Raw genomic sequence first — 11343 nt, 5'->3', positions numbered from 1 at the left:
TCATGCGGCGATGAACAAGGAAACGCTACCGATGATCGGGCGGTTGCTTGGTCATGCCACCGTTCAATCCACGGCGCGCTATGCGCATCTTGACGATGGGCATGTGCTGGACGCTGCTGAGCAGATTGGCAGCGCGGTTGAGCTGATGCTGAAATGATTACTTCTTGGCCGGATGACTGCTCTCGACTCAGTTGCGGACCCTTCCAGCCGCGTCAGCTTTGCGCCTCAATTTGAGACGAAGCGATCCCAAATCTTAGTTCCCAATAGCGGACATTCTCCGAGGCCATTCCGGCTAGGGAGAATGAATACGACTTACTTGCTCCTAACCGAAACGCTTTGTCGCATGATGTGCACAGTTTGCCCTTTCGATTGGTTGAAGTTCTGAACCGCTCTCCCCTACAGAAATTATAAAGGGCTGAGAAAGCAAGCATCTGATACAAATGACAAATATTGAGATTTCATTGTTCCAGAAGTGCGAATGATTACGGGACTAAATACTCTCTAAGCTAATTGACTGGTTGTCAGCGAATCAATACTCTTGAGACGCCAAAACGGCAAAACCCAACGCAGATCAAAAGGAGATTAAAGTATGAAAAAGATCAGTCAAATTCTTAGCGCAGTGGTTTTTACCGGCGGCCTTTTCATGGTTGCGCCTGCAAGCGCAGAAGTAGTCGATACGACGTCAGCCAAAGTGTCTTACTCGGCTTCAACTTGTGAGGTGATCGACCAAGTTGAGCTTCCTGACGGCCGCACAGCTGTCATCATAGCTTGCGTCGGCAACGGCGACGGTACGATCTGACAACCTGTGATAATGTTGTGAGCCAGGCAGCCAACTGCTTGGCTCATAACGACGCTTGTTGACGATCTCTTTCCCGAAAATCTGTTTAGAGGAGGCTATCATGCGGCTTGCTGCATTGGCTTTTTCAATCTCTATGCTCAGTTATTCGCCCCAGCTCGGTGCAGCTGCCCAGCACGCTGAGCAGCCTTCCCATTCTTCTCATCTATTAGGGACATGGTCTGGTCCATTCGCTGGCTACGTCTGGGTGATCGAGCTGTACGAAGAAAGCGGAGCGCTATCTGGGCGATATAAAACTGAAGGCGACGAAGGCTGGGTGCCCTTGCGAAACGTCGTTTACGCAGGAGATGTCTTGGAATTTCAATTCGTTTCCGCTCGCGATGCAAAGCTGCGTTTGAGACTCGATAGCTCTGGCGATGTTCTTCAAGGGAACTACATTCTGTCGGACTTTCCACCCATGTCACTGAAGCTAAACCGAATGGAATAGAGGGATGGCTCGCAAGAACGGTCGAGCATCGCACTGGAAAGCCATTTTCGCCTGCCTTGGGCTCTGCTCTTTATCAACAACCGCTTTAGCAAGTGACGTCTCCTGTCTAGCTAGCGAGCGTTTCAAAGGGGCAACGCAACGCGAAGCCGACGCACCATTGATCGTTGAGACCACCACTTTTGGTGGAATTATTGTTATAAATCAGGTGCAGGCTGATGAGGCGAGGGTTGCGGGAGAAATTGCACGAGACCGCGCACGCCATTTCCTTGGGCTCGATGTTCCACCGTTCGTCATAGCGGCGAAGAATGTTGGCGCCCTGCAAAACACAGGTGGTTGTGCATTTGTGATGCGTTGGGTGCTGACAGCCCCTGAAAACGGATATTCAAAGTTGCCGAGCAGCATACTCCCGCACGAAATTGGCCACCAAATCTTCATTCAGTTTCTCATGCCGCCCACTGGCGAGGACGAATACGGAGGCTCCGCGCCCGACTGGCTGGACGAAATGGCAGCCTTGGCTTTCGAAGATGCGAGAGGAATTGGATCGCGGAGGTCGGCCGCAAGGATGCTGGCCCAATCGAATGGGCTTATTCCCATAGACGAGCTGCTATTAATGACGCATCCCGAATGGAAACCTCGTTCATCGGATGCGGAGCCGCGCGTCTGGGGGGTTCCCATGCAACCCACTTCGTCGCAGACATTCGCTTTCTACTCGACAATAAGGGCGTTATTCGATTTCTTGATAAAAGAGACTGGAGATGAGCAGGTCATCAGGCGTTTGGTGGAACACATCCAAGCGAACAAAAGTGTCGAAGGCTGGTTCGAAGAGAACTTGGCAGTAGATCATTCTGATTTCAGCTTCAATCAAGTTGATGCCGATTTGAAGGCTTATGTTCTCACCAGCGCAGAATATTCCAACAGCGATCTTTATGACACTTCTTCAATAGATCGAAATAGGAACAATTAAAGATAAAGACTCGGTATGTTTCTGATATCATTGGGATCCTTTATCGTCTCAGCGTCTGCTCTTTCCAGTGGCTGGCATAACTCTACGCCCGCGCAATGGTCAGCCACGGAAGGCAGCCAAGCAGCGGAACCTGCAAATCCCTCTGAAGATCCACCAACTGAAAAAGCCGAGGACAAAGCTACCCTGGAGCTATCCGTTTCAGCTGAAGAATTGCTCCGACAACTGGATGAAGGCGAGATACTGGGTCCCGACGGTGAGTCTCTCACTCCCGAGCGAAAGAAGGCGCTGCGTGAGGCGCTGGAAAGCGGCGTAGTCACGACAATCGATGATCCTGAACCAACCGGTGAAGACAATGGAGATATCGTGGTCAGGGCACCCAAACCACGAGGCTCTGTCCCAGGAGACTTCGAGCCTCTTCAGTCCTTCAATCCCAATGACATCAAAGCCTTTGGGGTAGGTAATGTAGGTGAGCTGCTGGATGCTTTGGGCGCAGAGGTGAGCAGCAATGGCGGTTCTTCAGACAGCAATGCTGTCGTGCTGCTAAACGGAAAAAGAGTTTCGAGCTTCCTCGAAATCGCCACCATCCCCACTGAGGCGATTGAGCGAATGGAAATTTTTCCCGTCGAAGTGGCGCTTCAGTACGGCTTCTCTGCCACTCAGAGGGTCGTAAACATCATTACGTATGAGAATTTCCAAGCCCAAACAGGCCTGGCAAACGGTTCCGTCACAACAGAGGGCGGCTACGAGACTGGGAGGTTGAATTTCAACTATTTTCAGATCGCTAGAGACACACGTTACACGCTAGATTTAGGGTATACCCGGACTGGATCACTGTTGGAAAGCGAGCGAGGCTTGGAGCAGCCTGATGGCCCCCCTGATCTCGGTGCTTTTCGTACGCTATTGCCTGAAAGCGAAGGGATCTTTTTCCATGGAACGGTAAACGCCCGGCCAATCGAGGGAGTGTCATCAACCATCAATGTTCGCGTTAGCCAGAACGACAGGCAGTTTTTGATCGGACCCGGAGCGCTCGGTCCAGTTATACGCGATTTCGAAACCAGCGACTTAGTTATTGGCGCTGTCCTTGCCGGTCAAATCGGCAGATGGTCTTGGAATCTTTTTGGCAATTATCAGCGATCCCGTTCAGATATCCTGACTGGTGAGATTGACGGTGTTGCCGCACGCGACGAAGCAAGCTTTGTCGATGAGACCGTCGATCTGAATGCGCTGGCATCGGGCAGAATTTTCAAACTCCCCGGCGGACCTGCTATTGCTTCTGTGCGCATTGGCGGACAAAGCCAGAATTTTGACAGTCGGGAAACTCCTGGTGATGGAGCGCCCGAAAGTTCTGCCTCGCTAAGTCGCGACGTTTTTGACAACCAGGTCAGCCTGGACATCCCGGTATTCTATCGTAAAATTTTCGGTCCCGATTGGATCGGCAACTTATCCGCGAACGTGAATTATGCCCTCAGCGACCTGTCCGATTTCGGAGCTATCGAAACATTAGGCTATGGGATTGTTTGGGCTCCCTCCGACGCTATCAACTTCACTGCGTCGATTTCGCGTCGGGAGACCGCGCCCACGCCGCAACAGCTCAACGCACCTTTGATCACCACTCAAAATGTGAGAACCTTCGATTTCAACGTGGGCGAAACTGTCGAGTTCACGCAGCTATTTGGCGGCAACCCTACACTCCAGGCAGAAGAACGAGAGACTATTAGGCTCGCGCTTAGACTTAAGCCATTTAAGAAAACTAAGCTCATCTTCGACATTGATTACTTAGACAGTGGAACAGACAATCCGATTGCAGCATTCCCAGCGCTTACATCGCCTATCGAACTGGCTTTCCCGGACCGGGTCAGCCGCGATCAAGCAGGACAGCTCGTCTCAATCAACGCCGCCCCAGTCAACTTCGCGCGATCTTATCGTAAGCAACTGCGCTGGGGCGCGATCTTTAGCCGGTCGCTTGGAGATGCCCCGGCCGAGGAACAGGGTGAGACCATGTTTTTCGGGAGCCGGGAGGATCTCGAGAACTCACTTCCGCCTGGTGCAATCGTAGTTGATGTAGAGCCCGGCAGCGCGCAGGCCCGCCAATTTGATATTCGCGCAAGTCGCTTGCGGCTGAGCCTTTATCATACAGTCATTTTTGATGATAAGATTGTGGCGAGCGAGAATGGTCCGACCCTTAATCTGTTAGATGGCGACGCTATCGGCAACGAGGGCGGTACATCACGGCACAGAATCGAATTCCAAGCTAGCGTTTTCAAAAAAGGTTTAGGTGCGCGCATTGATGCGAATTGGCAAAGTGGAACTGTGGTACGGGGTATCCCTATCGCAGCGACGAGCAAGGTCAGCGATGTTCAATTCCCCAGTTTGGCGACGTTTGATCTATCGCTTTTTGCCAGTATCTCCGACCAATTTTCCCAAGATCGATTGCCGGGATGGCTAAAAGGTGTTCGCATCAATTTGGATATCGTGAACCTCTTCAATGCGCGCCAAAGCGTGACGGATACTAGAGATATGACGCCCATCGATTTCCAGTCCCCGTTTTTCGACCCCCAAGGACGGCAAATCAGCCTCAGCATCAGGAAAGTTTTTTGATGGACGCGTGCTGGACGCGCCTTGCTTTTGCCGGGGAGGACGCAGTCTGCCGCTCAAATATTTGATCAAGCCATCGATCGATACCTTGGTTGAAGATCCAGATCCACCTACCGATTAAGGAAATCGACGCATCGGCCGATGGTTAGAATTAGGTCAACATGAGATGATATTCATTGTTCCGAAAGTGGCTCGGTTTTGACTGGCGGCTTTCTGCCTGTATCACCTTGGAAGCTGCCAGTCAGAAACCGGCCCAGCTTCAGCCGATCTTCTGCGACGGGAACTGGGAGTGGAAGCGGACGCTCACTAGGGTCTCAAAAGTGGTCTTGGCCGCTTGCCGATCTACGCTATTGTGTCTGTGCCAACGCATGACAGGATGGTGCAAGGGAGTTGAGACCGAATGACAAATAACGAGGAAAAGACCAAAAAACTGGCTGCCGATTACACCGCCGCATGGAATAGCCGATCTCCGGATGCTGTCGCATCTTTCTATGCCAGTGATGGCAAGATCATTATCAACCGTGGTGACCCTTGGGATGGGCGGACCGGTGTCGCCGAGATGGCGGCAGGTTTCTTCGCTGACATTCCGGATCTAGCCCTCAAGTGCGACTCGGTGAGAATAGCTGGAGATCACGCCGCTTATCTTTGGACCTTCAGCGGAACGCACGCTTCAACTGGGAAAACGGTTCGTGTTTCGGGTTGGGAAGAATGGGACATCAACGATGAGGGCAAGGTTCAGTCCTCTCTCGGCTGGTTCGACAGCGATGATTACGCTCGACAGACAAGCTGAAGATTGAACATCCTAATGTCCGCAAATGCGTCGTCATTCAAACGTCCGAAACTGGGTCGTCAGAGGAATGTCTGCTTCGCACAGCCCTTGGGCTAAAAGCGGCCAGTCGCCAATCGGCCCAATTTGAGCCTTCGCGCTATGACCGAAACTGGGGTGGTTTGCGGAATCTCCGGTTGCTGCGTTGCGGACGCAATAGCCGATATTGACCAAGATGTTGCGGTTCGCCATCCGATGGCGATGCAAAATGAATACAACCCGACAATCTCAGCCTTCGTCGCTGACAAGCCCTCTTCCGCTTTTGGCTCGGCGATCACTCTTCCGTGGCAAGCGACCCAGCAAGCAGAACATCTCGTCATCGATCAAATTGATCGCCTAGATGCAGATTACGAAGTTTCTGGTGCGGTGGCTGTCCACGTCACGGCAAGGGTCGAAGATGGGGTTGTCATCAAAGGCCCTGTAATAATCGGACCAAACGCTTTCGTTGCTGCGAACGCTTACCTGCGTGGTGGGGTCTTTATAGCCAATGATTGTATCGTGGGACCATCTTGCGAATTGAAGACGACCTTTATGTTTTCAGGTGCGAAAATTGCTCACCTTAGCTTTGTCGGGGACTCCATTATTGGTTCGAGGGCTAACATCGAGGCTGGTGCGATTATCGCAAACTATCGAAACGAGCTGGAAGACAAGCTGATACGCATCCAATCGAACGGCCAGGTCATCGAGACGGGCGTTGATAAGTTTGGCGCGCTTATTGGCGACGACGCGAGAGTTGGAGCGAACGCGGTAATCGCGCCGGGCGCGCTACTCGATAAGAAGACCGTAGTCAGGCGCGCCAGCTTGCTGGATCAATCTCCATCATCCTAAGGTCGGACTGCTTTCGCGCGATCTCCACCATGTCGATAATGTGCACTATTGGGATCGAGAGCGAGCGCTCTTGGATCATCCCAAAACAAACAACGGCACCCCGGCGCGGTATGAAGCCGCTGGACGCCCTGTGCGCGGGCCTGTGGGCCAGCGGGCGTCTGGCAATGAGAGAGGTCGAAGTGCCTGCGGGTTAGCTCAAACACGCTGCGCCCTCAGGAGCGCGAAGCGCGGGACAGAGCGCATCATCAAACCCTCCCGCTCATCAGCCCACTAAGGACCGATGGTTGCCTATGGTGATCCACTCATGGCTGTCGCCCCTTCACCAACTCTAAGAACTCTGAAACGTCCATCAGCCACGTTTGCTGCGCCGGCCTGAAACTCTGGTGAAGCTGACGCGGCAACACCAGTTAAAGCCGCTTGACCTGCATCTCGCTAGTCTGGTTTTCCGATATGCCCGGCTCCAGAGTCAGCAGGTGCTTGTTCTCGATTCGCTCCGCCTCGGAAAGCACCTGACGCCAGCGATCCTTCAGTGTTGATTTTGCCCCCAGCATTGTGAGTTTCGCCGCAGGGAAAGCAGAGTCGTGATAATGTTCATGCCCCGGAAAGAGGAAGTCGGGCTTGTTGCGGTTCTCCGTCTCCTTTCCCCGCGAATACCGGATGCTGTTAGCAGTAAATATCGCCTCCAAATGATGCTCCAGTGATTGCCCGGCGCGGGACTTGCGACGGTTCTGGACGCTGAGTGAGAACGACAGAAAGCCGTCTACATCCGCCCCCTCGGGCGCGTTGAAGCCTCCCGCGATCCGTTCGGCGACTATGCGCCGTTCCAGCCTTCGGAAAAGCTGCTCTTCCATGTCGAGCCAGCACAGCAGCGTGCCGTCAGGATCGTCTGTCGGTGAGACGTCTGTCACTGCGGACCGTGCGACTTCGGAGAATATCTTCGTGGTCGGGAATTTCATGCCGAACTGCTCGATCAGATCATCAAGCCGGTTCGCTTCCGGCTCTTCCGGCTCGATACCCAGCTCGTCGAGGATGTAGCGCGCTGCAAAATCGAGATCGGAGTTGCTGCTTCCAGCAATCTCCTGAACAGTGAACTCAAACTCTGGCTGTTCCGCCAGACCGAAGAGCCATACAAGCTGATTCTGGATCGTGCTGTCTACCGGCGTGATGAGTACCATGGCTGTACCGTCCGGGCTCAGCGCAATGAACATCACGTCGCCCTCCTGCATCATCCCGGTCACTTCGTTATCGGGGTAATAAAGGCGGTACTCGGTTCGGGTCGGGTGCCGTCGCCGCGCATCATACCAGCTCAGAATGCTGTCGGTTGTGACCGCCTCCTGCTCCTGACCCAGCCATATGTAGCGAGCGGGAATGTCGCGCCGATCATCGTCGCCGAACAGGCGGCGGAGCGGGGCCGACCCGTTGAACTCATGCTGGTTCGACGTGTCCGGACTGGTTTCGACCGCGCTCAGACGCTTCACCGCCACCCCCGCGAAATAGTCCGAAAGTTGCCCGCGCTGCATATTATTTACCTCTGATCTCAAGCGTTGCGACATCCGATCGCAGCCATTGTGTGCAGGTATTGATCACCTCGTCATGCGGCAATCTGGTTTTGCCCTTGAGCGCGCACTCCCAGACCTCGGCCAGTCTCCATCCCGCCTGCGCAAGTGCAGCGCGCGTCCGGGCATCGCTCTGGCGGTTGCGCTCGATTTTGACCCGCCAAAACTCGGGCCGTGTCTCAGGCATTTTGAACAAATGGCAATCATGGCCGTGCCAGAAACAACCCTGCGCCATGATAGCAGCACGGTAGCGCGGAAAGACGATATCGGGTTTGCCGGGCAGCGCCTTGTCATGAAGACGAAACCGGAACCCGGCTGCGTGAAGTCCTTGCCTCAAGATTATTTCCGGCTTTGTGTTTTTTGACCGGATGCCGGACATCATTCGACTGCGGACCTTTGCCGTGACAATATCAGCCACAGGCGGCAGCGGGCTCCCGGTCGGGCCGCGAGACTGTCTGCGGCGTTTCGCCGCCCTGCTTCTCGCCCTTATCTATTGCGACCGCGATATACGGTTGCATCGCCTGCGCCAGCGCTTCGACAACTGGCACCACCACGGCGTTGCCAAACTGGCGATAGGCCTGCGTATCCGAGACCTCTATGCGCCACTTCCGATCACCGCGCTCGAAACCCATAAGGCGGGCACATTCCGTCGGCGTTAGACGCCTAGGCCGTGGGCCGGGCTGGTCTATCAGGATTTCCGAGCCGTCCTTGTAGTAGCGCGCAGACAGGGTGCGGGTCACATCGTTTGGCCCGAACAGGCTGAACCCAAAACCGTTACCCTTCGCCTGATGCTTCGCTTTATAACCTTGCAAATATTCCCAGAGCCGGGGGGTGAGCGTGTATTTCGGGTCGACGTCCTCGTGCCGGTCCAGAATGCTTCCCAGCTTCGGGCCGTCCTCGGCCGACGGCAGTTCCAGAGCAGTCAGATCGAAATCCGTATCCTCGCGAAACCCGACGATGAACACGCGCTCGCGCTTCTGCGGCACCCACGGCTCCGATCCAATTACGCGCGTCTGCACGTTATAGCCGAGCTCGTTTTCCAGCACATTCATGATCGTGGCAAACGTGCGCCCCTTGTCGTGGCTGGCAAGGTTCTTGACGTTTTCCAGCACGAAAGCTGCCGGGCGGTGATGCGCGATGATCTGCGCGGTGTCGAAAAACAGCGTCCCCTGTGTATCGCAAAGAAATCCGTGGGGTCGTCCAAGCGCATTCTTCTTCGACACTCCGGCGATTGAGAATGGCTGGCAGGGAAAGCCGGCAAGCAGCACATCGTGCTCCGGAATAGTCTCTGGCTGTTCTGAAAACTCGCGTATGTCTCCGGCGATCCGGTGGTTGTCGCGAAAATTGAGGGCATAGGTCTTCTGCGCATTGGCGTCCCACTCGGACGTGAACACACAGTGGCCACCGATTCCGTTGAATCCGATCCGCAAACCGCCAATCCCTGCAAACAGATCAATAAATCGGAATGCCGTATTATGGCTGGCCGGTTTCTTGCTCGCCGCATCGCGCAACACTTTTTCGGCCAGACGTGGAAGCTTTACGGTCCCGTTTGCATACCGGTAGGCGGTGCGCTCCGACACTTCCAGCAGCCTTCGCGCTTCGTCCTGGGTTAAACCTGCCTGACCGCAAAGCTGCGTGAATCTGGTCGTTTTTAAAGCTGTTTTGCGCATCGAAACCCCGCTCTGTGTCAATTTTTGACACCGTGGCAGAAACGGTCCCAGCGTGCAAGAATGTTCTTTTTGTGTTCTCACTTTTTGGCGGTCAGTCATTGAAACAGACGCGGAACGGCAGAATGGGAGGTGGGGAAGCTGACGGTCTGCTTTCGAACATCGGAGGAAAAGGAGCGGACGCAGCTTCTTTGGTGTCGACAATGCCCCAGAAATTTGTCGTTGTGACTTGGATACCTTAGGGGCGTAGTGTATTAATTCACTAAGGCGGTTGAAATGATTAGATGTATCGCGTTTCTTTTCATGGTGTGGTTCCAGATGACTCCCCTAAACGCTCAGCCATATGAGCCAGCATTCCAGCCCGATGAGATGGAAGATCGCCCGGCGGGACCGCCGAACGAAGTCTTGGTTCTTGGCACACCTCACTTGAGAGGGCTCCCAGATAGCTTTCAGCCGAATATGGTTCGTCCGATTGTTGAGAATCTCGCAAATTGGTCCCCCGATTTCATCGCGATCGAAAACACGTCGGGCCTCAGATGCGCGGCGATGAAACAGATGCCATCGAGGTTCGATCAGTCCACGGTGTCGCGCTGGTGCTACGATACCTCTGCAGCAGAGGCGGCGGCCGGATTGAATGTGTTTGAAGCGACCGCCCAGATCGAAGACCGACTAGAAGGACGCGAAGGAGATTTTTCTGCCGAAGATCGGCGGCGCAATGCACTGCTTTTTCTAGCTGCCGGAGAACCAGGGTCTGCTTTGGTTCAGTGGCTATATCTGCCGGAAAAAGAACGGATAGCCTCAGACGGATTGACCGATGAGTTGGTGTCAGAGCTCGAACGCAGCCGGACTTACCAAAATGAGGTGAACCTCATCGCCGCACCTGTGGCCGTGCGCGCAAGCTTGGAACGGCTTTGGAGTGTTGATGCGCAGGACTTTTATGCTGGCAAAGGTGATGGTGACGATAAGGCATATGCAGCAGCGATCACTGCTGCTTGGGATAATCCAGCAGGCGAAAAGCGCAGCGAAAAGGACGAGGCCTTAAAATCTGCGCTCGGCGAGCCAGGTGGCTTTCTGGATTTGTATCGAGCGTTCAATGCGCCCGAATACGCAGATCTTACCTATGCATCAGATTTTGGTGCGGCGCTCGTTGAATCCTCTCCCGGTCGGTATGGCCGCAGGTATGTGTCCTATTGGGAAACTCGCAACCTTCGCATGGTTGCAAACATGCGCGAAGTGCTCGGTAGGTCGCCCGGCTCAAAGATGCTCGCGATCGTGGGTGTCTCGCACAAGGGATACTACGAAGCGTATCTTTCCCAGATGCGTGATGTCGAGTTGATCGACGTTCTACCCATGCTGAGTGAGTAGTTGAGGTGAAACGCTGTTCGCCGATGTCGGCTTTTGGGTGTCGCCGTCGATGAAGGAAATGACCGAGATTGGGTCGAGAGCAGTCATCCGGCCAAGAAGTAATCATTTCAGCATCAGCTCAACCGCGCTGCCAATTTGCTCAGCAGCGTCCAGCACATGCCCATCGTCAAGATGCGCATAGCGCGCCGTGGATTGAACGCTGGCATGACCCAGCAACCGCCCGATCATCGGCAGTGTTTCCTTGTTCATCGCCGCATGG

At 54.2% G+C, this 11343-nt stretch carries 10 protein-coding genes; 7 read left to right on the top strand and 3 right to left on the bottom strand.

The window, feature by feature from the left end; translation table 11 throughout:
• Positions 1–589 precede the first annotated feature (589 nt).
• From ACGHU1_RS16485 to ACGHU1_RS16460, 6 genes are all read left to right on the top strand, one after another.
• Positions 590–799, top strand: a complete 210-nt coding sequence (locus ACGHU1_RS16485; protein ID WP_390588714.1) for a hypothetical protein — start codon at positions 590–592, stop codon at positions 797–799.
• A 100-nt stretch (positions 800–899) separates the two neighbouring features.
• Positions 900–1283 (top strand): hypothetical protein, encoded by a 384-nt coding sequence (locus tag ACGHU1_RS16480; RefSeq protein ID WP_390588713.1) that lies wholly within the window; start codon positions 900–902, stop codon positions 1281–1283.
• A gap of 4 nt (positions 1284–1287) precedes the next feature.
• On the top strand, positions 1288–2247 hold the full coding sequence (locus ACGHU1_RS16475) for a hypothetical protein (protein ID WP_390588711.1): 960 nt from the start codon (positions 1288–1290) through the stop codon (positions 2245–2247).
• Positions 2248–2262: 15 nt separating this feature from the next.
• Positions 2263–4845, top strand: coding sequence for a TonB-dependent receptor domain-containing protein (locus ACGHU1_RS16470; protein ID WP_390588709.1), 2583 nt, complete (start codon positions 2263–2265; stop codon positions 4843–4845).
• 397 nt (positions 4846–5242) lie between these two features.
• Positions 5243–5632, top strand: coding sequence for an ester cyclase (locus ACGHU1_RS16465; protein WP_390588707.1), 390 nt, complete (start codon positions 5243–5245; stop codon positions 5630–5632).
• 138 nt (positions 5633–5770) lie between these two features.
• Complete coding sequence (locus ACGHU1_RS16460; protein ID WP_390588704.1) at positions 5771–6496, top strand: transferase; 726 nt, start codon at positions 5771–5773, stop codon at positions 6494–6496.
• Positions 6497–6903: 407 nt separating this feature from the next.
• Here ACGHU1_RS16460 and ACGHU1_RS16455 read toward each other — a convergent pair whose 3' ends face one another.
• The 3 genes from ACGHU1_RS16455 to dcm are packed head-to-tail and all read right to left on the bottom strand — an operon-like array spanning position 6904 to position 9722.
• A complete protein-coding gene (locus tag ACGHU1_RS16455) occupies positions 6904–8016 on the bottom strand; it encodes a type II restriction endonuclease (RefSeq protein ID WP_390588701.1) in 1113 nt (370 codons plus the stop codon).
• Between the two features lies 1 nt (position 8017).
• Positions 8018–8431, bottom strand: a complete 414-nt coding sequence (locus tag ACGHU1_RS16450) for a very short patch repair endonuclease (RefSeq protein WP_390588716.1) — start codon at positions 8429–8431, stop codon at positions 8018–8020.
• Between the two features lie 31 nt (positions 8432–8462).
• Positions 8463–9722, bottom strand: a complete 1260-nt coding sequence (gene dcm / locus ACGHU1_RS16445; RefSeq protein ID WP_390588699.1) for a DNA (cytosine-5-)-methyltransferase — start codon at positions 9720–9722, stop codon at positions 8463–8465.
• Positions 9723–9995: 273 nt separating this feature from the next.
• Here dcm and ACGHU1_RS16440 point away from each other — a divergent pair, with 273 nt between their 5' ends.
• On the top strand, positions 9996–11084 hold the full coding sequence (locus ACGHU1_RS16440) for a DUF5694 domain-containing protein (protein ID WP_390588697.1): 1089 nt from the start codon (positions 9996–9998) through the stop codon (positions 11082–11084).
• The last annotated feature ends 259 nt before the right edge of the window (positions 11085–11343 follow it).

The sequence above is a fragment of the Erythrobacter sp. MTPC3 genome, from assembly GCF_042854385.1.
Classification (GTDB): Bacteria; Pseudomonadota; Alphaproteobacteria; order Sphingomonadales; family Sphingomonadaceae; genus Erythrobacter.
Note: the sequence above shows the minus strand (reverse complement) of the source record. Positions and strands in the feature narration are given on the sequence as shown.

Bases quoted from the DNA above. Each gene is read 5' to 3' on its own strand.
- ACGHU1_RS16485 (WP_390588714.1), top strand. From the start codon at position 590: ATGAAAAAGATCAGTCAAATTCTTAGCGCAGTGGTTTTTACCGGCGGC.
- ACGHU1_RS16480 (WP_390588713.1), top strand. From the start codon at position 900: ATGCGGCTTGCTGCATTGGCTTTTTCAATCTCTATGCTCAGTTATTCG.
- ACGHU1_RS16475 (WP_390588711.1), top strand. From the start codon at position 1,288: ATGGCTCGCAAGAACGGTCGAGCATCGCACTGGAAAGCCATTTTCGCC.
- ACGHU1_RS16470 (WP_390588709.1), top strand. From the start codon at position 2,263: ATGTTTCTGATATCATTGGGATCCTTTATCGTCTCAGCGTCTGCTCTT.
- ACGHU1_RS16465 (WP_390588707.1), top strand. From the start codon at position 5,243: ATGACAAATAACGAGGAAAAGACCAAAAAACTGGCTGCCGATTACACC.
- ACGHU1_RS16460 (WP_390588704.1), top strand. From the start codon at position 5,771: ATGACCGAAACTGGGGTGGTTTGCGGAATCTCCGGTTGCTGCGTTGCG.
- ACGHU1_RS16455 (WP_390588701.1), bottom strand. From the start codon at position 8,016: ATGCAGCGCGGGCAACTTTCGGACTATTTCGCGGGGGTGGCGGTGAAG.
- ACGHU1_RS16450 (WP_390588716.1), bottom strand. From the start codon at position 8,431: ATGTCCGGCATCCGGTCAAAAAACACAAAGCCGGAAATAATCTTGAGG.
- dcm (WP_390588699.1), bottom strand. From the start codon at position 9,722: ATGCGCAAAACAGCTTTAAAAACGACCAGATTCACGCAGCTTTGCGGT.
- ACGHU1_RS16440 (WP_390588697.1), top strand. From the start codon at position 9,996: ATGATTAGATGTATCGCGTTTCTTTTCATGGTGTGGTTCCAGATGACT.